The sequence below is a fragment of the Bradyrhizobium sp. AUGA SZCCT0158 genome, assembly GCF_018130065.1.
Taxonomy (GTDB): domain Bacteria; phylum Pseudomonadota; class Alphaproteobacteria; order Rhizobiales; family Xanthobacteraceae; genus Bradyrhizobium.
The window spans coordinates 67,488-88,198 of record NZ_JAFCME010000023.1; the positions used below are offsets into that span (position 1 = coordinate 67,488).

At 63.1% G+C, this 20,711-nt stretch carries 24 protein-coding genes; 8 read left to right on the top strand and 16 right to left on the bottom strand.

Features of this window, described 5'->3' with window-relative positions; genetic code table 11:
- Positions 1–2: 2 nt before the first annotated feature.
- Both JQ574_RS27210 and JQ574_RS27215 read right to left on the bottom strand, forming a co-directional pair.
- Entirely contained in the window at positions 3–638 is a 636-nt protein-coding gene (locus JQ574_RS27210; RefSeq protein ID WP_212211500.1) for a DUF1007 family protein, read from the bottom strand.
- Between the two features lie 129 nt (positions 639–767).
- A complete protein-coding gene (locus JQ574_RS27215) occupies positions 768–2,858 on the bottom strand; it encodes a M3 family metallopeptidase (RefSeq protein ID WP_212211501.1) in 2,091 nt (696 codons plus the stop codon).
- Between the two features lie 248 nt (positions 2,859–3,106).
- On the opposite strand from JQ574_RS27215, the gene JQ574_RS27220 reads away from it, so the two are divergent.
- The 6 genes from JQ574_RS27220 to JQ574_RS27245 all read left to right on the top strand — a co-directional run bounded on the left by JQ574_RS27220 (position 3,107) and on the right by JQ574_RS27245 (position 8,282).
- Complete coding sequence (locus tag JQ574_RS27220) at positions 3,107–3,367, top strand: hypothetical protein (protein ID WP_212211503.1); 261 nt, start codon at positions 3,107–3,109, stop codon at positions 3,365–3,367.
- A gap of 695 nt (positions 3,368–4,062) precedes the next feature.
- Positions 4,063–5,205: a type III PLP-dependent enzyme gene (locus JQ574_RS27225; RefSeq protein WP_212211505.1), complete on the top strand. Its 1,143-nt coding sequence runs from the start codon at positions 4,063–4,065 to the stop codon at positions 5,203–5,205.
- 118 nt (positions 5,206–5,323) lie between these two features.
- Positions 5,324–5,926, top strand: a complete 603-nt coding sequence (locus JQ574_RS27230) for a GNAT family N-acetyltransferase (RefSeq protein ID WP_212211507.1) — start codon at positions 5,324–5,326, stop codon at positions 5,924–5,926.
- Positions 5,927–6,020: 94 nt separating this feature from the next.
- Positions 6,021–6,410: a RidA family protein gene (locus JQ574_RS27235; RefSeq protein ID WP_211993997.1), complete on the top strand. Its 390-nt coding sequence runs from the start codon at positions 6,021–6,023 to the stop codon at positions 6,408–6,410.
- 48 nt (positions 6,411–6,458) lie between these two features.
- A complete protein-coding gene (locus tag JQ574_RS27240; RefSeq protein ID WP_212211508.1) occupies positions 6,459–7,901 on the top strand; it encodes a homospermidine synthase in 1,443 nt (480 codons plus the stop codon).
- Positions 7,902–8,060: 159 nt separating this feature from the next.
- Positions 8,061–8,282 (top strand): hypothetical protein, encoded by a 222-nt coding sequence (locus tag JQ574_RS27245; RefSeq protein ID WP_192738183.1) that lies wholly within the window; start codon positions 8,061–8,063, stop codon positions 8,280–8,282.
- Positions 8,283–8,315: 33 nt separating this feature from the next.
- On the opposite strand, the gene JQ574_RS27250 is transcribed toward JQ574_RS27245, so the two are convergent.
- From JQ574_RS27250 to JQ574_RS27260, 3 genes are all read right to left on the bottom strand, one after another.
- Positions 8,316–9,056 (bottom strand): acetoacetate decarboxylase, encoded by a 741-nt coding sequence (locus JQ574_RS27250; protein WP_212211509.1) that lies wholly within the window; start codon positions 9,054–9,056, stop codon positions 8,316–8,318.
- A gap of 205 nt (positions 9,057–9,261) precedes the next feature.
- A complete protein-coding gene (locus JQ574_RS27255) occupies positions 9,262–9,639 on the bottom strand; it encodes a hypothetical protein (RefSeq protein WP_312014715.1) in 378 nt (125 codons plus the stop codon).
- Positions 9,640–9,689: 50 nt separating this feature from the next.
- The gene (locus tag JQ574_RS27260; RefSeq protein WP_212211510.1) at positions 9,690–10,406 is read right to left on the bottom strand and encodes an MgtC/SapB family protein; all 717 of its coding nucleotides are present in this window, start codon (positions 10,404–10,406) and stop codon (positions 9,690–9,692) included.
- Between the two features lie 175 nt (positions 10,407–10,581).
- Here JQ574_RS27260 and JQ574_RS27265 point away from each other — a divergent pair, with 175 nt between their 5' ends.
- A complete protein-coding gene (locus tag JQ574_RS27265) occupies positions 10,582–11,532 on the top strand; it encodes a hypothetical protein (RefSeq protein WP_212211514.1) in 951 nt (316 codons plus the stop codon).
- A 234-nt stretch (positions 11,533–11,766) separates the two neighbouring features.
- Here JQ574_RS27265 and JQ574_RS27270 read toward each other — a convergent pair whose 3' ends face one another.
- The 11 genes from JQ574_RS27270 to JQ574_RS27320 all read right to left on the bottom strand — a co-directional run bounded on the left by JQ574_RS27270 (position 11,767) and on the right by JQ574_RS27320 (position 19,916).
- A complete protein-coding gene (locus JQ574_RS27270) occupies positions 11,767–12,783 on the bottom strand; it encodes a WD40 repeat domain-containing protein (RefSeq protein WP_212384082.1) in 1,017 nt (338 codons plus the stop codon).
- The gene (locus tag JQ574_RS27275; protein WP_212211518.1) at positions 12,783–13,841 is read right to left on the bottom strand and encodes a GTP-binding protein; all 1,059 of its coding nucleotides are present in this window, start codon (positions 13,839–13,841) and stop codon (positions 12,783–12,785) included. The genes JQ574_RS27270 and JQ574_RS27275 overlap by 1 nt, the downstream gene beginning before the upstream one ends.
- A gap of 54 nt (positions 13,842–13,895) precedes the next feature.
- Entirely contained in the window at positions 13,896–14,768 is an 873-nt protein-coding gene (locus tag JQ574_RS27280) for a metal ABC transporter substrate-binding protein (RefSeq protein WP_212211520.1), read from the bottom strand.
- 2 nt (positions 14,769–14,770) lie between these two features.
- Positions 14,771–15,640: a metal ABC transporter permease gene (locus JQ574_RS27285; protein WP_211994028.1), complete on the bottom strand. Its 870-nt coding sequence runs from the start codon at positions 15,638–15,640 to the stop codon at positions 14,771–14,773.
- Positions 15,641–15,645: 5 nt separating this feature from the next.
- On the bottom strand, positions 15,646–16,413 hold the full coding sequence (locus tag JQ574_RS27290; protein WP_212211522.1) for a metal ABC transporter ATP-binding protein: 768 nt from the start codon (positions 16,411–16,413) through the stop codon (positions 15,646–15,648).
- A 2-nt stretch (positions 16,414–16,415) separates the two neighbouring features.
- Complete coding sequence (locus JQ574_RS27295; RefSeq protein WP_212211524.1) at positions 16,416–16,619, bottom strand: hypothetical protein; 204 nt, start codon at positions 16,617–16,619, stop codon at positions 16,416–16,418.
- A gap of 419 nt (positions 16,620–17,038) precedes the next feature.
- On the bottom strand, positions 17,039–17,335 hold the full coding sequence (locus JQ574_RS27300) for a nucleotidyltransferase family protein (protein WP_212211526.1): 297 nt from the start codon (positions 17,333–17,335) through the stop codon (positions 17,039–17,041).
- Positions 17,336–17,456: 121 nt separating this feature from the next.
- Positions 17,457–17,960, bottom strand: a complete 504-nt coding sequence (locus JQ574_RS27305) for a hypothetical protein (RefSeq protein ID WP_212211527.1) — start codon at positions 17,958–17,960, stop codon at positions 17,457–17,459.
- Positions 17,961–17,973: 13 nt separating this feature from the next.
- The gene (locus tag JQ574_RS27310; RefSeq protein ID WP_212384083.1) at positions 17,974–18,576 is read right to left on the bottom strand and encodes a permease; all 603 of its coding nucleotides are present in this window, start codon (positions 18,574–18,576) and stop codon (positions 17,974–17,976) included.
- 124 nt (positions 18,577–18,700) lie between these two features.
- Positions 18,701–19,075 (bottom strand): fluoride efflux transporter CrcB, encoded by a 375-nt coding sequence (gene crcB, locus JQ574_RS27315; RefSeq protein WP_212211537.1) that lies wholly within the window; start codon positions 19,073–19,075, stop codon positions 18,701–18,703.
- Positions 19,076–19,319: 244 nt separating this feature from the next.
- Positions 19,320–19,916 carry a superoxide dismutase gene (locus JQ574_RS27320; protein WP_212211539.1) on the bottom strand — a complete coding sequence of 199 codons (597 nt, stop codon included), beginning with the start codon at positions 19,914–19,916 and terminating at the stop codon, positions 19,320–19,322.
- Between the two features lie 163 nt (positions 19,917–20,079).
- On the opposite strand from JQ574_RS27320, the gene JQ574_RS27325 reads away from it, so the two are divergent.
- Positions 20,080–20,619, top strand: a complete 540-nt coding sequence (locus JQ574_RS27325; RefSeq protein ID WP_212211541.1) for a GNAT family N-acetyltransferase — start codon at positions 20,080–20,082, stop codon at positions 20,617–20,619.
- Positions 20,620–20,711: the final 92 nt, after the last annotated feature.

Genomic DNA, 20,711 nt, shown 5'->3' on the forward strand with positions numbered 1-20,711 from the left:
GGTCACGGGCAATCCACCAAAATCTTGTTGGCGTACATAGCGCCGTAGTTGGAATTGTCGCCGTTCATGAAGTTGTTTTCGTTGAGCCGCTGCGCATTGGCGGTGCCGTCATTGGGCCGCTGGAATTGCAGCTTGCAGTCAGCGGGGGCGCCGACCAGCTTGATCGGGTCCTTCTCCTCGAACTTGAAATCGATGAAGAAGGCGGGATCGAACACCTCCAGCGCGGCCTGTTTGGCCTTGAACGGCGTCTTGGCGGGCAGCATGAAGTGCAGCGTCAGCGCGTCATCCTTGAATTCGAGGTAGTAGTCGACCGGCTCCAGGAATCTCTCCTTCTTGCCGTCGGCCTTGGCGAAGGTGAAGTAGCCGAATTCCTTCAGCGACTCGATATTGGTCTGCGCCAGCGGTGCCAGTTCCTCGCGGCTGTAGACGCCTTTTGTCTTCGTCTCGATGCCCTGCAGCGCATAGGTCGAGAACATGTCGTCGAAGGTCCAGGCGTGGCGCACGCCTGAGATCGCGCCGTCAGGGGCGTAGACCACCTCGCTCTTGGCGGTGATCCAGACATGCGGATGGGCCTGGGCTGGGGCAGCGCCGAGCAGCGACGCGACGATCAAGCCTAAGAAGCCGAACAGTACACGCATTACGTCGTCCCTGCGAACGCAGGGACCCATACGCCGTGTCGTCTCGTTTGGGCAGTGTGGCAAAGGCGTTCCTTTACAACGAACATTAGTGGTTATGGGTCCCTGCGTTCGCAGGGACGACAGTGGGGCTCACGCCGCCTCCGGCGTTTCGAGCAGGCCCCGGCGGCGCAGCAGCGCGTCGGGCTCCGGCTCCCGGCCGCGGAACGCGACATAGGCATCCTCGGGGTCGCGCGAGCCGCCGGACGAGTAGATGTCGTCATGCAGGCGCTTGGCGGTGGCGGGATCGAAGATGTCGCCGGCCTCCTCGAAGGCGCCGAACGCGTCGGCGTCCATCACCTCCGACCACATGTAGCTGTAATAGCCCGACGCATAATGGTCGCCGGAGAAGATGTGGCCGAATTGCGTGGGCCGGTGCCGCAGCGCGATCTCGGCGGGCATCCCGATTTTCTCCAGCTCCGCCTTCTCGAACGCGCCGACGTCGCGGCTGGCCGAGGCCGGCTGGGTGTGGAATTCGAGGTCGATCAGCGCCGAGGAGACGAATTCGACGGTGGCAAAGCCCTGGTTGAATTTTCGCGCGGCCAGGAAGCGGGTGAGCAGTTCGTCCGGCAGCGGCTCGCCGGTCTGGTAGTGTTTTGCGAACTGCCGCAGCACCTGCGGCTGTTCCTGCCAGTGCTCGTAGAGCTGCGAGGGCAGCTCGACGAAGTCGGTAAACACGGACGTGCCTGACAGCGAGGGGTAGTTCACGTTGGACAGCATGCCGTGCAGGCCGTGGCCAAACTCGTGGAACAGGGTCCGCGCGTCGTCCGGCGACAGCAGCGACGGCTCGCCGTCGGCGCCCTTGGCGAAGTTGCACACATTGATCACCAAGGGAGCGATCGCGCCGTCGAGCTTCTGCTGGTCGCGCAGCGAGGTCATCCAGGCGCCGGATCGCTTTGACGGCCGGGCGAAGTAGTCGCCATAGAACAGCGCCTTGTGCTTGCCGTCGGCGCCCTTGACCTCCCAGACCCGGACGTCCGGGTGCCAGACCGGGATATCCTTGCGCTCGGCGAAGGTGACGCCGAACAGGCGGGTGGCGCAGTCGAAGGCGGCCTCGATCATGTGGTCGAGCACCAGATACGGCTTGATCGCGGCGTCGTCGAAATTGGCGCGGACCTGGCGCAGCTTTTCGGCGTAGTAGCGCCAGTCCCACGGCGCCAGCGCGAAGTTGCCGCCCTCTTCGGCGATCATGGCCTGCAGCGCGTCGCGGTCGGCGAGCGCCCTCGCCCGCGCCGGCTTCCAGACCCGCTCCAGCAGGCTGCGCACCGCCTCGGGCGTCTTGGCCATGGAGTCTTCGAGGCGATAGGCCGCATAGGTCGGGTAACCCATGATCTTCGCGGCCTCCTCGCGGAGCCCCAGGATCTCCACCACGGTGGCGTTGTTGTCGTTGGCGTTGCCGTTGTCGCCGCGGGCGGTGAAGGCACGGAACACCTTCTCGCGCAGGTCACGCCGATCCGAGCTCTTCAGGAACGGCTCCACGGAAGAGCGCGACAGCGTCACGATCGCCTTGCCGGCCATCCCGCGCGCCTCGGCGGCGGCCTTGGCGGCGGCGACGAAGGCTTCAGGCAGCCCGCCGCGGTCGTCCTCGCCAAGCTCCATGAACCAGTCCTGCTCGTCGCCGAGCAGGTGATGGCTGAACGAGGTGCCAAGCTCGGCCAGCCGCTCATTGATCTCGGCCCGGCGCGCCTTGGCGGCTTCGTCGAGGCCGGCGCCGGCGCGGTGGAAGTTGGTGTAGGTGCGCTCCAGCAGCCGGATCTCCTCAGCCGTGAGGCCGAGCGCGGCGCGGTTGTGGTGGAGCATGGCGATGCGCCCGAACAGCACCGCGTTCATCATGATCGGATTCCAGTGCCGCGCCATCCTGGGCGACACTTCCTTGTCGATCTCCAGGATCGCCGGATTGGAGTGCGCCGACACCAGGTCGTAGAACACGGCGGAGACCTTGGAGAGCAGCTTGCCGGAGCGCTCCAGCGCCGTAATCGTGTTGGCAAAGTCGGGCGCCGCGGGATCGTGGGTGATGGCGGCGACCTCGGCGGCGTGATCGGCAAAGGCCTGCTCGAAAGCCGGCAGGAAGTGCTCAGGGAGAATTTCCGCAAACGGCGGCGTCTCGAACGGCGTCTGCCACGGCCGGAGCAGCGGATTTGCCGGGGCTTCCGGAGGGGCTGCATTTTGCTGGGTTTCCGACATCACAAATCCCGCTTTCGCGCTGCAGCCGCTTCGGGCTTCCAGCCTTGTTTTTGACGCGTTTCCTACCGCAGGTAAGTCTACGCAATCTGCGTACACTTGATTGCTATGCGAACCGGCATCCACTTCGGCTCGAAAACGCTCTGAATGATGCGTCAATCTATATCACGCGATACGGCATTTTTGGGCCTTTTAAGCTTGATAGTGGGGGCCTTTTCGGAGAGATTGCGCCCACCCAACAGGACCTTTTCATGAGCATGCAGCCTTCTTCCGGCGCCAAGAGCGAGATCATCTGGCCGAGCGTCATCACCGTCATCTCGGCGGCGATCCTGATCGGCGCCGAGGTGTTCGGCGCGGCATTCGCCGGCGGCTGGGCGATCGCGATCCTGCTTGGACTCTCCGACACCGGCGCGCACATCCTGCAGGCGGTGATGTTCGCCATCGGCGTCGTGATCATGGTCGGCTTCATCCGCCAAGCTCAGCGCATCGAGCCGTTCTGGAAACGCAGCTGACGCGCTTGAAGCGAAGAGCGCTGCGGCGCAGGCGCTTTCGCGATTCCACTTCACGCGACAACACTCCGTAATTTCCCCGAGAAGTCTTAACGGCTGTTCATGTTTGACGTCGCCAGCGCGCGCTGGCGACGTCAAGAGACGCGCTGAGCGCGCTGCTGTAAGCACGCGTTAGGGAAATTTGCCCACAGCCTAAAAAAAATGTTGCGAAGCGAATTCAAAAGTCTTATTTGCACTCTTGCCCAATTTCGCACGTGCCTGTGGTCGTGTGTCAGTCGGTAGGTATCCGGACAAGAGGCCGGACAGCCGCCAAGGGATGAAGAACCGAGGGTCGCTTCATTAGCGGCCAGCATCTCTCTCAAGAGATGCCGTTGAAGGTCTCTGCATCCTTTGCAACCGTGACTGGCAGCCGGAGGCGAACCGGCGCACCCCGCTCTCAACGGGGGACGCGACTTAAAGCAACGACGGATCGGGCTTTTTTGGTCTCTACCGGCATTCCAACGCCGGCGCGGGCTACTGAAAAGGCTTGTCCTTCATTGCCAGGTGTGCGGGCGGGAAATTCCCAACCAATCCACGGCAGCACTATTCGGTCTGAGTCCAAGGCCTAGTCGCGTCTCCATCGTGCGACTGCGCCGAAGCACTTATGGCCGAGATTTACATTTGAACGGGTCCCGTCGCTGGGCCGTTTGGAGGGTGCTATGACCGAACGTATTCAGGAATTCCTGCGCAACCGCCGCAGCGAGGGCCAGGACACCGAGCCGTGCCTCGTGGTCGACCTCGAAGTCGTGCGCGACAACTACCAGACCTTCGCGAAGGCCTTGCCGGACAGCCGCGTGTTCTACGCGGTGAAGGCAAACCCGTCGCCGGAAGTGCTGCAGCTGCTGGCCTCGATGGGCTCGTGCTTCGACACCGCGACCGTCGCCGAGATCGAAATGGCGCTGGCTGCCGGTGCGACGCCGGACCGCGTCTCCTATGGCAACACGATCAAGAAGGAGCGCGACATCGCGCGTGCCTTCGCGCTCGGCATTCGCCTGTTCGCGGTCGACTGCGCCGCCGAAGTCGAGAAGGTTGCCCGTGCCGCGCCCGGCGCCAAGGTGTTCTGCCGCATCCTCTATGATTGCGCCGGCGCCGAATGGCCGCTGTCGCGCAAGTTCGGCTGCGATCCCGAGATGGCGGTCGACGTGCTCGACCTCGCCAAGCGTCTGGGCCTGGAGCCGTGCGGCATCTCGTTCCATGTCGGCTCACAGCAGCGCAAGGTGAAGGCGTGGGACCGTGCCCTGTCGATGGCCTCGTCGGTGTTCCGTGACTGCGCCGAGCGCGGGATCAACCTGTCCATGGTCAACATGGGCGGCGGATTCCCGACCAAGTACCTCAAGGACGTTCCTCCGGTCCTGCAATATGGCCGGTCGATCTTCCGCGCGCTGCGCAAGCATTTCGGCAACCAGATCCCGGAAACCATCATCGAGCCGGGCCGCGGCATGGTCGGCAATGCCGGCATCATCGAGACCGAAGTCGTTCTGATCTCCAAGAAGAGCGACGAGGACGAGGTGCGCTGGGTGTATCTGGACATCGGCAAGTTCGGCGGTCTCGCCGAGACGATGGACGAGTCGATCCGCTACGCCATCCGCACCCCGCATGACGGTGCGGACATGACGCCGTGCGTGCTCGCGGGCCCGACCTGCGACAGCGCCGACGTGTTGTACGAGAAGCTGCCGTATCCGCTCCCGGTTACGCTCGAGATCGGCGACAAGCTGCTGATCGAAGGCACCGGCGCCTATACGTCGACCTACTCGTCGGTGGCGTTCAACGGCATCCCGCCGCTGCGGACCTACCACATCTGAACTGGCCGCTGAGGCCTGACTAACCGGGAGCCGGCGCGCCGGCTCCCATCCCTCATTTCGCGATTTTCTGACAACGCTCCGCGGCGTGATTTGCCGTTGGAGTGAGGACTGACGTGCCATGACTGCTTTGCGGAAGACCACTGTTGCCCTCACCCCGAATGCCGCTCCGTTCGCGATCCGTGCGGAACGGGCTTCGGACGTCGTTGCGCGTGAAGCGCTGCTGGATGCCTGCTTTGGCGCAAACCGCCTTAACCGCACCTGCCAGCGCCTGCGTGACGGACGTACGCCCGCCGAAGGCCTTGCCTTGTCGGCCGTGGCACGAGGGAAGCTGGTGGGCACCGTGCGGTTGTGGCACGTCAGCGCCGGGGGCATCCCGGCGCTGATGCTCGGCCCGCTGGCGGTTGAGGAATCCTCCCGCCAATTTGGCGTCGGGGCCGCGCTGATGGACCACGCGCTCGCGGCGGCGACGGCGCGTGGCCATCGCGCGGTGATCCTGCTCGGCGACGCGCCCTATTACGTCAGGTTCGGCTTCTCGGCTGAGAAGACCGGCGCGCTGTCGCTGCCCGGCCCGTTCGAGCGCGACCGCCTGCTCGGCCTCGAACTGCGCGACGGCGGGCTCGACGGCGCGTGGGGTATGATCTCGGCGTCCGGCGCGCCGCTGGCCAAGGCAAAGGCATCTCGCGCGAAGAAGGCTCTACAGACTGTGCCGCACGCGGCCTGAGCCGTCGCGTCAGAGGGGTTGCGCGGTCCGGCGAAAAGCCCTTAAACCGCGCCAAATCAGCTATTTCCGGATCAGGCCGCAAATCGAGGTTCCGATGCCCCGCCGTCTCATTTCCACCGGTTCGCCGTTCGAGAAGACCGCCGGCTACAGCCGCGCCGTGATCGACGGCGATTTCGCCTTTGTCGCCGGCACCACCGGCTATGACTACACCACCATGACGATGCCTGACGATGTCACGAGCCAGTCACGGAACTGCTTCAAGACCATCGAGGCCGCCTTGAAAGAAGGCGGCTTCGCGATGGCCGACATCGTCCGCGCGACCTACTACATCACCGACCTCAGGGATGCGGATGCCCATTTCGCGGTCTGCGGCGAAGTTCTCGGCGACATCCGCCCGGCCGCCACGCTTCTGGTGGTCGCGGGCCTCTACAAGCCCGAGATGAAGATCGAGATCGAAGTAACTGCCAAGCGCCGCAGCGCCTGATCCACCCCTCACCATCTGTCCGCCAGCACTTTCCGGAGAAACCATCCCATGAGCCCCGCCTCGCAGATCTACGCGAAGATCACCGGCCCCATCGTCATGGTCGGCTTCGGCTCCATCGGCAAAGGCACCTTGCCGATGATCGAGCGGCATCTCGATTACGACAAGTCGCGCATCACCGTGATCGATCCCAAGGACGAGGGCCGCAAGGCGCATTGCGAGAAGCACAATGTAAGATTCATCCAGCAGGGCGTGACCAAAGACAATTATCGCGCCTTGCTTACCCCGCTGCTCACCGAAGGCGGCGGCCAGGGTTTTTGCGTCAATCTCTCGGTCGATACCGGCTCCACCGACATCATGGAGCTCTGCAACGAACTTGGCGCGCTTTATATCGACACCGTCAACGAGCCCTGGCTCGGCTTCTATTTCGATTCTTCGAAGGGCCCGGAAGCGCGCTCCAACTACGCCCTTCGCGAAGCGACGCTGGCCGCCAAGAAGGCGCGCCCCGCGGGCTCGACGACGGCCGTCTCCTGCTGTGGCGCCAATCCCGGCATGGTGTCCTTTTTCGTCAAGCAGGCGCTGCTCAATGTCGCCGCTGATCTGAAGCTCAATGCCCCCAAGCCGAAGACCAAGGCCGAATGGGCTGATTTGATGCGGCAGGCCGGCATCAAGGGCATCCACATCGCCGAACGCGACACCCAGCGCTCCAAGTCGCCGAAAGAGCCTGACGTCTTCGTCAATACCTGGTCGGTGGAAGGTTTCCTGTCGGAAGGCGTGCAGCCGTCCGAACTCGGCTGGGGCACCCATGAAAAATGGATGCCCGAGAATGCGCGTACCCACCAGGCCGGCTGCGGCGCCGCCATCTATCTGATGCAACCCGGCGCCAACACGCGCGTGCGCACCTGGTGCCCGACCCGCGGCGCGCAGTATGGCTTCCTCGTCACCCACAACGAGTCGATCTCGATCTCCGATTACTTCACGGTGCGTGACGCATCGGGCACGGCGATCTACCGGCCGACCTGCCACTATGCCTATCATCCGGCTGACGATGCCGTGCTCTCGCTGCATGAGATGTTCGGCCGCGCGGCGAAGATGCAGGAAAAGCACCACATCCTCGATGAGAACGAAATCGTCGACGGCATCGACGAACTCGGCGTGCTGCTGTTCGGCCATGACAACAATGCCTACTGGTACGGCTCGCAGCTCTCGATCGAAGAGACCCGCAAACTCGCGCCCTATCAGAACGCCACCGGCCTGCAAGTGACCTCCGCCGTGCTCGGCGGCATGGTGTGGGCGCTGGAAAACCCGAACGAAGGCATCGTCGAAGCCGACGAGATGGATTTCGATCGTCTGCTGGAAATCCAGATGCCGTATCTCGGCCCGGTGAAAGGCTACTACACCGACTGGACCCCGCTGACGGACCGGCCGGGCCTGTTCCCGGAAGACATCGACACCTCGGATCCCTGGCAGTTCCGGAATATTCTGGTGCGGTAATGTTGGGTTCCATCCCCCGGTGCACTGCAGCATCAGGGGTCGCCGGCCAGCGTAACGCTCGCTTAATGAAATCGCGCCATCCTGAAGGGTACCCCTTTTGCGAGGGCCTTGAGCCGTCCTGTGTCTCTGCGCAGCGACGTCCCCGGTGGAGCGGTGGAAATGCGCGTCTTTATCGCAATCATGCTATCGGCGGTCGTTTTGGCCGGGTGCAAACCTGACAACAACAACGACATCACCGGCTCGATCGATAACTGCGCCCGCAAGCTCTACAGCTCCTACAATCCCAAGGACCTGAAGCAGTGCATTAACGTGTGCATCTCCTGCCAGCGCGGCGTGATGACGACCTGCTCGACCTCCTGCACGCTGAAGGGCGCGCAGTAGAGCGTCTTCGTCATTCCGCGATGGTGACGACCCTCACTTCGCCATATAGTCGAACGCCACCTTCCCAAATCCCAGCGTCAGATCGGCCTTGAAATGCAGTGCGGAGACCACTTCGCGCACCGGAAGCCGGGCAACGTCGCACAGCGCATGGGGAAACAGGCCAAGCGCGGCCGGACCGCTCCATGCTTCCTTCAGCGTGATGTCCTCGAGATGGAAGCGGACCAGTTCGCAGATCCGAGGGCTGCCGTCGACATGCGGGATGATCTTGAGAATGAAGTTCGGCGCCTTCATGCCCTTCAGCACGGCGTCATGATCGACCGGGCGGTGCTTGTAACCCATGGTGGCGGAGGCGCAGAGCACCGAGCCGTAATGCAGCGAGCCGACCAGCACATCGCTCTCGACTTCGATCTTCGGCTTCGCCAGCTTTTTGGGGAAACCCCAGATTTCACGACCGCCGGCGATCGGGCCTTCGTCGTCGAGATACATGGCGTGGGTATAGGCGCCCTCCTCGCCGTCGAGACGGACCGGGATCACCTGCCCGGTTTCGGTGTAGTCGCCGAAGCCGGTCGAGTCGGGCATGCGGATGAACTCGTATTTGACGACGGGTTCAACGACTTCGAGCGGCTCCGGCACCACGGCACGAAGCACCTCCGGGTCGGTCCGGTAGGTGATGATGAAATATTCCCGGTTGAAGAACCGATACGGCCCCGGCGGGAAGGACGGGTTGGTCAGCGGCATCGAGTACGCGGTTTTCCTGACATCGTCGATCTTCATGGCCTGCCCCATCTGTCATCGGCGCGGTCGCGCGATGAGGGATTATGGGGGAGCTTGATGATGCAGGCGAGACTGTAAATCCGGCAGCGTCAGTCAAATCGGCGTCAGCGAGGTGATGCTGACGTCATCCTGAGGTGCGAGCCTTGCGGTGCACTTGCACCGCAAGAGCGCGCACCTCAGGATGACGGTGCGGGATTTGGAAATCCTACTTCTGCTTGATTGGTTCGGCCGTTTTCTCTGCCGGTGCGGGCGGCAGCGCGGGCTGTGCGCCCGCTTTCTGCGCGTCGGCATCGGGACGCGCCGGTTCAGGCGGCACGTTGGACGGCCGGGTGCCGGTCGTCGTCTCCGCAGGAACAGACGGCTTTTTTTCCGCGTCAGGCGTCGATTGCAGCGGCTGGGTGGCCTGCGCCAATTGTTGCGGCGGGCGCGCGCTCAATTCCATCAGCGACAGGCCTGAAATGACAAGCCCCGCCGTGACCAGGACGGCCGCGACAAGAAAATCATTCCGGTAATTGCGCTTGTCATGATCGGCAGGCATGTCGTTCACCGCGAGATTGTTCGCGACATCAACGGCCGGCCACAAGAATTGTTCCGCGCGCAGCCCGCGTGGAACCGGCAACCGAGGAGAACGCCCTAATCCTTGGTGCTGACTTCCCAGGTGGCGTGGCGAACGCCGGGCTGGCGCTGCAGATCGACCGCGACCGCGTTCAATTCGTTGGGATCGATCGCGGTGGAGACCAGCGTTGCGACGATCTCCAGGAGGTCATCGCCATGCTCGACCACATTGAGTTCAGCGACCGGATATTTTGCATGCTCCAATCGCTCGACCAGATGGTCGCGCATGTCGGGCAACGCCTCCGCACTGACCGCGAGCTTGAAGTGGTACGTCGCCTCGGACGCGCGTTCGTCGATCGGAATGCGGTTGATCGCGTTCACCAGCGGGCGCAGCAAGGTGTTTCCGGCGACCACGAACACGGTCAGCGCCGCCGCCTGGGCCACCATGTCGGCGCCGGCGCAAGCTCCAACCCCGGCCGATCCCCAGAGTGTCGCCGCAGTGTTGAGGCCGCGGACGTTCATGCCCTCTTTCATGATGACGCCGGCGCCGAGGAAGCCGATCCCCGAAACGACATAGGCGATCACATGTACGGCGCCTTCGGCGTACTTCAGATGCATCGCCAGATCGACGAAGGCGGCCGCACCGACGGCGACCAGCACATTGGTGCGCAGGCCCGCGGTCCGCTGCCGGTATTGCCGCTCGGCGCCGATCAGGGTGCCCAAAACGAACGCCGCGGTCAGGCTGACCAGGGTGTCGAGGAAATCGGCGATCTGGAATGTCGTCAGGAAGCGCATGTCGGTTTTCTAGGGGAGAGAGGTGACGAATCTATCACAGCCTGAACGATCTGGTGCTTTGCGGCGACGAACGGTCGCCGGCCCCGGGTGCGAGCGACGATCCGCTTCGCTGCGGGCAACGGCGCTCGATGCGGTCCCGGATAGAACAGATTCGCCTGATTCTGCGAGAATTGTCATGAAAAGATTGCTTTACGTCGCGGTCGCGCTGCTCGGCATTCAATGCTCGCCCGCGGCTGCGGACCAGAACTGCATGACGGGCTATTACCGAACCAGGCAGCCCGCCTGCGTCGACAGCGTGCTCTCGCAGATGCGGGCCGGACCAAACGCAGATCCCAGCGCCGTCATTGGATTCCTGGCGCAGATCTTCAGCACGTCGCCCGCGGAAAAGCAGCGCATCCTGCAACTTGAAGCCTCTTCATACGTCAAATCGGTGAAGCTCGTGGCGCTCTACGGCGCCGGCGTCACGGAAGACGCGCAGAAATTTGCCGAGGAAAACCAGATCACAGCCACGCTGCAGAAAATCGAAAAGAACCAGCCTGCCAAACTTGCCGTGGTGCGGCCGTCGTCGAATGCCGCCGACAATGATCTCTTGATCGGCGCCTATATGGCATCCGGTGACACCAGCTTCATTGAAAGAATCCTCGCAAACTTCTCCAGCGCAGATGACGACATGGCAGGCATCGCCATGCGCATGGGATTCATGAAGAGCAAGTTCGGACCGAACATGACCGCGGAAGGCCGGGATAACGTGATGGCCAAGATGGCCTGCGACAAATACGCGTGCAAAACCGAGCCCGCCAAATTCTTTCGCGTGCTGACATTGGCGAGCGCCTTTTGGGCGTTGCAGTCGCTGGCATCAGCCGACGACGGCATCAAGAAGACCTTCACCGGCTTTTTTGCGAACGATCCTCGCCTGAAAAACCTGTTCGCGGCCGAGCAAGCGGCGTTCGGGAATTATGTGACGGCGCTCACCATGCTCGCCGTATTCAAACCCGACCCGAAAGACCGCGACAAGACCGCCGAAAACATGAGCAAGGCCGCTTCGGCCTTCGAAAATCTCGAACCGGCCGGCAAGACGTTTGACCACATCGAGGCTTACGTCAAAGCTGGGAAGAAGGTGAAGTGACGCGGGCTGGATTGGCCTCACCTCTCCCGCTTGCGGGGGTCGAGACGAGCGAAGCTCGCTCTTAGGTCGGATCGCATCGTGAGATGCGATCCGGGTGGGGGAAGTCTCACCACACGAATAGTGCGACTCGTGGCGACGCCCCACCCCAGCCCTCCCCCGCAAGGGCGGGAGAGGGAGCGCACCGTCAATCGCGGATGCACTTCGGTGCAGTCTCGCCACGCACCAGCGGATGATCTAGAGCTCCACCATGCCGGCGTCGCCGTCTTCGGTGCTGAAGGCGAGCAGCGATCCCTTGGGGCTCCAGGCCAGCGCCGAAACCGCGGCGTTGCCCCGCCGGCGCACCAGGATCTCCGCGCCGTCCTCGATCCGCACCATCAGCACGCAACCGTCGCTGTAGCCGGCGGCCAGGATGTCATGCTTCGGATGACAGGCGACCGCGGAGACGCGGGCCTGCAGCGGCGCCAGCATCGCCGGCTCCTTGCCCATCGGCCCGTCCTTGCTGGCGAACGGCCAGATGATCACGGTATCGGCGCCCGAGGTTGCAAGCCCCTTGCCACCGGCGCTCCACGACATCGAGCGAACGCGGCCGGGATAGCCGCTCATGCGCATGTGCCGGTTGTCGGCGAGCCGCCAGCCATGCAGCGCCGGCTCGTGCATCCCGGTCACCAGAAACTTGTTGTCCGGGCTGAAGGTGACCGACAGATGCGAGCCGGCCCATTCCAGAAACTCAGGCTTCGCCGCCATGTTGGGAAACCACAGCGTCACGCCGTTATAATGCGCGACCGCCAGCCGCAGGCCCTTGGGCGCGAAGGCCAGGCCGCCGACGGTCGAGGGCATATCGAATGTTTTCTCTTCGCTCTTGCCGCTGCGGACATACGAGGTCTTGCCGGCCGACCATGCCACCGCGCCATCGGGATGCAGCGCGACATTGTCGATCCAGCGCCGCTTGGCATCGGTCGCGAGCACGCTGACCTCGCCCTTGGCATTGAGCGCGACGAGCTTGCCGTCGTCGCCGCCGGTAACGACGCGCGCGCCGTCGGACGCCGCACACAGCACCGCACCGCCGTGAATATCGACAGGTGAAATCTCGCCGCCGGCGCCGACGATGGCAGCCTTCTCCTCAGCGCCGACGAAGACCGCGGTCTCGCCGAGAAAATACACCGACGATATCGGCATGCCGACCGCAAGCGGCCGCACCTTGTCGGTGATCGAAGCAATGGAGGCGCCTTCGCCCGGATCAAACTGTTTCATCACGTGGTGATACAGCTCTCAAAACCGTCGCGAATCATCTGCTCCGGCAATTCGCGACCGATGAACACAAGCCGGCTCTCGCGCCGTTCGTCATCCTTCCACTTACGCTGATGGTCGCCCTCGAGCATCATGTGGACGCCCTGGAACACGTAGCGGTCGTCATCGTCGCTGAAGGCGAGGATGCCCTTGGAGCGAAGGATCTTCTGCCCTTCGGAGGCGACGAGGTTCTGCAGCCACGGCATGAACTTGGTGGCATCGAGCGGCTTGTCCGTGCGCAGCGACAGCGACTGCATCTCCTCGTCATGGTAGTGCTTCAGCCCGCCATGGCTGTGGCTGTGATCATGATGATGGTCATGGCCGTGGTGATGATCGTGATCATGGTGATGATCATGGCCGTCGCCGGCATCGAGGAATTCCGGCTCGATCTCGAGAATGCGGTCGAGATCGAACGCGCCGCGTTCCAGCACGTCCGCCAGCGCCACCTTGCAGCGCTCGGTGCGGTGCAGTTTTGCGTAAGGGTTGATGCCGCGGATCCGCGCCTCGACTTCGGCAAGCTCGGCTTTGGAAACCAGGTCAGTCTTGTTGAGCACGATGACGTCGGCGAAAGCGATCTGGTTCTTGGCTTCCGGCGCGTCCTTCAAACGGTCGCTGAGCCATTTGGCATCGGCGACGGTGACGACCGCGTCGAGCCGGGCGTTCTTCTGCACGTCCTCGTCGACGAAGAAGGTCTGCGCGACCGGCGCCGGGTCGGCCAAGCCGGTGGTCTCGACGATGATGGCGTCGAATTTGCCCTTGCGCTTCATCAGGCCGTCGAGGATGCGCACGAGGTCGCCGCGCACGGTGCAGCAGACGCAGCCATTGTTCATCTCGAACACTTCTTCATCGGCGCCGATGATGAGGTCGTTGTCGATGCCGATCTCGCCGAATTCGTTGACGATGACGGCGTATTTCTTGCCGTGGTTTTCCGACAGGATGCGGTTGAGCAGCGTGGTTTTGCCGGCGCCGAGATAGCCCGTCAGCACGGTCACAGGAATTTTTTGGGACGTCAGTTCAGACATGGTGGCTCCGGGCGGAAATTCGGGCACGCCGGCAACAGCAGGGAGGCCCCTGCCCTATTCGCCAAGCGCGCTGGTCAGTGCCTTTATATTGTGCCTGACCATATCAATGTAAGTGGGTGCATCGCCCTTTTCGGCCGTCAAACTGTCCGAATAGAGGGTCCCGCCGATCCTGGCACCGGTCTCGGCCGAGATTCGGCGGATCAGGCGCGGATCGCTGACATTTTCCAGAAAAACCGCCGGGATTTTGGCGGTTCGGATCTGGGTGATAATACCGGCGATATCGCGGGCACTGGGCTCGGATTCCGTGGATACGCCGACGGGGGCAATGAATTCGACGCCGTAGGCGGCGGCGAAATAGCCGAAGGCGCCGTGGGTCGAAATCACCTTGCGGCGGCCCGCCGGGATCTTTGCGACGGCTTCGCGCGCCTCGCGGTCCAGGGTGTCGAGTTTCGCCAGATAGGCCTCCGCATTGGCGCGAAAACCCTGGGCTGAGGCAGGATCGGCGGCCGCCAGCGCGTCGCGGATATTGCCGACATAGATTTTGGCATTGGCGACGGATTGCCAGGCGTGCGGGTCGGCATCCGAGCCAAGCTTGAGCGGCGCGATACCGGCGGTCGCCGTCACGACGGAAACCTTGCTCCCGGCGGATTTCAGCAGCCGCGGCAGCCAGCCCTCGAAGCCAAGGCCATTGACGAAAATCAGCTTGGCATCGGCGATCTTTTTCGCATCCGCCGGCGTCGGCGAGTAGACATGCGCATCGCCGTCAGCACCGACCAGCGTCGTGACGTTGACGCGGTCGCCGCCGACATTGCGGATGAAATCGCCGAGGATGGAGAAGCTGGCGACGACCTTGAGGCGCTCCTGCGCGCTGGCCGGAACGACTGTGGCGATCAGCGCCAGACACATGAACCCGAAAAAACGCTGCATCGTTACGCCTCGAGATGCCGGCCGGGGAACAGCTGCCGGACCAGGCCGCTGACATTGCCGAACAGCACGGACACCACATAGATCCCCGCCGCGACCAGGATGACCGCGGGGCCTGACGGAATTTTGGTCTGGAACGACAGCACCAGCCCGGCATAGCCCGACACCATGGCGCTCGCGACCGCGATGCAGATCATCCCGGTAATGTCGCGCGACCAGAACCGCGCGATTCCCGCGGGCAGGATCATCAGCCCGACGCCGAGCAAGGTGCCGAGCGCGTGAAAGCCGTTGACGAGATTGATCACGACCAGCGCCAGAAACGCCAGATGCGCCGGCGCGCCGGCGCGGCTCACGGTGCGCAGGAACACCGGATCGACGCATTCGATCACCAGCGGGCGATAGATCACGGCCAGCACAAGGAGCGTAATCGTGGCGTTGAAGGCGATCACCAGCAGGGTCTGGTCGTCCATCGCCAGGATGTTGCCGAACAGCACGTGCAAGAGGTCGATATTGGTACCCTTGATGGACACGATGGTGACGCCGAGCGCCAGCGACACCAGATAGAACGTCGCCAGCGAGGCGTCTTCCTTCAGTTCGGTGGTGCGCGCGACCACACCGGCCAGGATCGCGACCGTAAATCCTGCGATCAGGCCGCCGGTCGTCATCGCAAACAGATTGAGCCCGGAGACCAAAAAGCCGATCGCGGCCCCAGGCAGGATCGCATGCGCCATGGCGTCGCCGACCAGACTCATCCGCCGCAGCATCAGGAACACGCCGATCGGCGCAGCGCCCAGCGACAGCGCGATCACGGCGGCGAGCGCGCGGCGCATGAACTCGAATTCGGTGAAGGGCGCGATCAGCGCATCATGGAGCATTGGAGCTAGGCCGCCCGCGACGGCGCATCTTCGGCGCAGGCAGCGGCCCGGTCGTCGAAGGCTTCGCACATCTTCATCGCGACCATCAGGTTATCCGGCGTCAGCACTTGCGCGGTCGCGCCCCAGGCTACCGGCCCACGGGCCAGCAGCAGGGTCTCGGGGAAGTGGTTGCGCACCATGTCGAGATCATGCAGCGCCGCCAGCACGGTGCGGCCTTCGCCATGCCAGCGCTTGACCAGCGCGATCAGGTCGGCGGAGGTTTTGGCGTCGATGGCGTTGAACGGCTCGTCCAGCACGATCAGGCGCGCGTCCTGCAGCAGCACGCGCGCGAACAGCATGCGCTGCATCTGGCCGCCGGACAGCGTGCCGATCGGGCGGTTCTCAAAACCGTTGAGGCCGACGGCGGCAAGCCCCGCCAAAACCCGCTCGCGCTCTTTCCTGCCCATGCCGCCGAAGAAGCCGGTCGAGCGCCACAGTCCGGTGCCGACGAAATCGAACACCGAAATCGGAAAGCTGCGGTCGATGTCGGCGGTCTGCGGCAGGTAGGCGATGTCCTTGCTGTCGAGCCCGCCCAGCGCGATCGATCCCGACAGGGGTTTAAGGATGCCGGCGAGGCCGCGAAACAGCGTCGACTTGCCGGCGCCGTTCGGCCCGATCACCGCGACCAGCGCGCCCCCGGCGACCTCGAGGTTGAGATGATGCACCGCCGGATGCCGGTCGTAGCCGAGCGTGACATTGCTGAATTTCACCAGAGCTTTTGCCTGCGCCGCCATGCTCACCTCATCGCCACCAGCACGACCACCCAAAGACAGGCGCTGACCGCCAGCGCCGCGCCAAGCCGTGCCGCCACGGTCATCCGCAGGATCGACCACGGCGCCGGCTGCGCCGGATGCGGCGTCGAGGGGTCGTGGTGATGGGGATGACCATGGCTATGGGCGTGCCCGTGGTGTCCATGGTCGTGGGAATGGGAGTGAGCCATGCAAGAATGTTATATTATAACATTACGGGAGTCCACGCGTTGGCGCCGGATACTGGATCAACCGCTGGCGTGATTTGCCCGACTGGGTGCGGGGCCAATCCGGCCTATTGGAACCTTCACAGGCCATGCTTCGCCCAAACGGCGCGGACCTCTTCGTCTGTCGCAAACTCGCCGCGCGCAGCTTCCGCCCGCGAAGCATCAAAGTCCGCTTCTTCGTCAAGCGTGAGTCCATAAGGCGTTTGGGTGAGGCTAGGAGCGGTCGTCTCACGAGTCTTTTTCACGACCGTCTCGTCACCTCTGCGGTTGATTACACGCAAGATCAGATCTCGCCTTCCAACGCCTGGCTGGTCAAACCTTCGACAAATCCGCCGGCGAGCAGGATGTTGTCCCGAATGTCGTACAAGGCGAGCTTGACGGACTCAGAATGCATAAATGGCTTCGCGCTCGGCGATCGGCTTCACATGAGGCTTGAGCGCAATCCGGTTTGAAACATCCACACGCACCGGAAACAGGTCTTCGATGCTGTGAACGATCCCAACGTATTTGAAAACATCCATCCGGACGTCCGGCGCGATTTCGACCAGAATGTCGATGTCGCTGTCGGGACGGGCGTCGCCGCGGGCGCGCGAGCCGAACAGGGCCGCATGGCTCACACCCTGAGCCTTCAAGGCGGCTTCATGCTCGCGCAACCTGGCAAGGATATCCTGCTTTTCCATGGGATGCATTCTACCAGAAGCGCTGCTTTCCAGCAGTCCCAAAAAGCGGCGAGCCCTTAGCCACCACTCAGCAGAATAAAATTCCCATATTTTCAATAGCTTGAGGAGGCAGCTGCCAACCTCACGGCTTCCCGATCGCCATCGCCAAGGCCGCCGCCAGGAACGGAAACGGCACCGACACTGCGGCCCGGAACCAGACGAAACGCGCCGGCATGAACGGGATTTCCCAGAGTATCAGCCGCTGGAAGGCGAACAGCGCCCAGGCGACGACATAGGCGATCACCTGCGGCGAACCGCCGCCGACCTTCAGCGCCACTGCGCCGATGGAAAAGCCGACCACCGGGCCGCCCGGGGTTAGCCCGCCCGCGATCACGGCGGTGAGCACGCCGAGCCAGCCGGAATCCGGGCCCAGCCAGCCGGTGATGATTTCGGGGGGAATGACGGCGGCGATGTAGCCGGAGCCGATCACACCGAGCGCGATCCGCGGCACGATGTTGATGAAATCCATCCCGCCTTCGCGCGCCGCCGAAACCACCACGACACGGCCGCGCCGGAACGCGATCAAGCCGAGCACCAGGACGGAGCCCCACAGCGTAATGTCGATGAGCAGCGCGCTTATCGTCATGACGGCTCGCCCTTCATGTTGGCTCACCCTTGGGATACATCCGCACATAGACGAAGCGCCCGAGCGCGCCTGCGAGGATCGGGATCGGCAGCGAGATCACGATCCGCCACAGCGTGAAATCGGTGCCGAGGATCGGCAGTTCCCAGGCGACCGCGCGGCCGTAACCGATCAGCGTCCAGCTCACCACCATCGCGATTGTGGCGCCGAAATCCGCGCCGACGGTGAGCAATGCAGCGGCCACCGGATAGGCCGTGAACGGCCCGCCCCGCAGGATGGCGCCGAATGCCGTTCCGATCAGCAATCCCTTCAGGCCGGAGTTCGGCCCGAGCGATCGCGACACTTTCTCGTGCGGCAGGATTTCCGTAATGAGCGCGCCGAGCAGGCAGCCGGCCAATACGCGCGGCAGGATCTCGCCGAACAGCCAGAGATCATCGGTGAGAATCTTGAGCACGCCGTCGATACCGTCGCGGCGATAGACCAGCGTGGCGCTGACCGCGACCAGCACGGCGATGAAGATCATCGACCAGCCGACCGGCTTGCGCTTGCGTCGCGGGACCGCTTCGGCCTCCGGGCTATCGTCGGCCGGCGCCGGCTGTTTCAAAGGAGGTTCTGACAATGCAATGAATCGGCAGGTGAAAAGTCCAACCCTGCTTAGTCCCGGCCGGGTCCTCACGCAAACGGAACAACTGAAACATCCATGCGCGGCTCAGGCATGGCCATGCAAGGCTGTCACGGGCCTTTCAGGTCAGGTGGCGCACCAGCGCGAGGCCGGCAAACAGGCCGGCAATCGACAGCACGACCGAGCCGATAATGTAAGCCGCCGCCAGGCCAAGCTCACCCCGCTCATAGAGCACGGCGGTATCGAGCGAGAACGCGGAAAACGTCGTGTAGCCCCCGAGTATGCCCGTCATCAGGAACAGCCGCCACGGCTGCGAGGTCTCGCCCTTGAGGACGAGATAGCCGGCGATCAGCCCCATCACGGTCGATCCTGAGATGTTGATGATGAAGGTGCCCCAGGGAAATCCGGTACCGATGCAGCGCGCACAGGTGAGGTTGATGAAATGGCGTAGCGACGCGCCAAGGCCGCCACCGACGAAGACCAGCAAATAGCTCATCGCAGCATTTTCCACATCGCGAAATCACCCGGCCACAGCGCTTGTGCCGCAAGCCCGCGACGCCTGCAAGGATGGCATGGGAGGCAAAAGATAAGGGCGGCAGTTTTGCACTGCCGCCCCTGAAATTTATTCTACGTCATTCCGGGGCGCGCGATAGCGCGAACCTCAGATGCGCAATTGCGCATCGGGGGAATCTCGAGATGCCGGGTTCGATGCTTCGCATCGCCCCGGAATGACAAACAGATCAAGCCTTGCCGAACAGCTGGTCGACATATTCCCAGTTCACGAGATTATCGACGAACGCCTTCAAATAGTCCGGGCGGCGGTTGCGATAGTCGATGTAGTAGGAGTGCTCCCAGACGTCGCAGCCGAGGATCGGGGTTGCGCCATGAACCAGCGGGCTTTCGCCGTTCGCGGTCTTGGAGATTTCGAGCTTGCCGTTCTTGACCGACAACCAGCACCAGCCGGAGCCGAACTGGCCGACGCCGGCGGCGGCGAAGTCGGTCTTGAACTTGTCGAGCCCGCCGAGATCCTCGGTGATCTTCTTTTCCAGACGGCCGGGCAGCTTGCTGCCGCCGCCATTCGGTTTCATCCAGTTCCAGAAATGCAGATGGTTGTAGTGCTGGCCGGCATTGTTGAACACGGCCGGGTTCTTGCCGAACGAGGCCTTGACGATCTCCTCGAGGGACTTGCCTTCGAATTCGGTCCCCTTGATCGCGTTGTTTCCGTTGGTCACGTAAGCCTGGTGATGCTTGTCGTGGTGGAATTCCAGCGTTTCCTTGGACATATAGGGGGCAAGGGCGTCATGGGCATAGGGAAGATCGGGTAGCGTGAAGGTCATGGGGTGATGTCCGAAAATGATGGGAGACGTGGTGTAACGGGAACCCTTATAGAAGGTTCCATCGCGCTTAAACACCGCAATTTGACAAAGCGGGGCGGCTTCTTCGGTAACGATGCTCCGCGTCCAGCGTATGACGGGACATACGGCTATTGCGGGGTGAAAGATGAGTATCGAGATCGATATCCTGAACGGGGACGCGTCATGGCCGCGGGTCGCACCGCTGATGAATGCGGTCTGGCCGACACGTGTGGTCGAGAAACTGTCCTGGGGCCACGTCAAATGGGCCCACGCCGATTTGCGCGTGCTGATCGAAGCGCCAGAGGAATCGTCAAAACCCGGCCTTGTCTGCCATGTCGGCATCTATTTCCGCACCGTGACCTGGAACGGGCGCAAGGTCGATATCGGCGGTATCGGCGGGGTTGCGACCCGCGAGGATTTCCGGGGGCGCGGGCTTGCCGGCCTCGCGCTCGGCGCCGCGGTCCAGACCATGCGCGACCACGAAGCGATCAAGTTTGCGCTGTTGTTCTGTGAGCCGCATAATTTCGCCTTCTACGAGGCCCGCGGCTGGCATAAATTCACTGGCGAGATCTATGCCGAGCAGCCGGAGGGACGCATTCGTTTCGAGGCGATGGCGCCGTTCGTGTTCGACTTCACCCGCGCCCCGCGCGACGGCATCATCGACCTATGCGGCCTGCCATGGTGACCCCTGCGCGGCGATGGGGTGGCTTGCGGTCGCGCGTGCCGATAATATGTTGGCCATAATATATTGCCTTCTGGCCGACAAACCGGTGACGC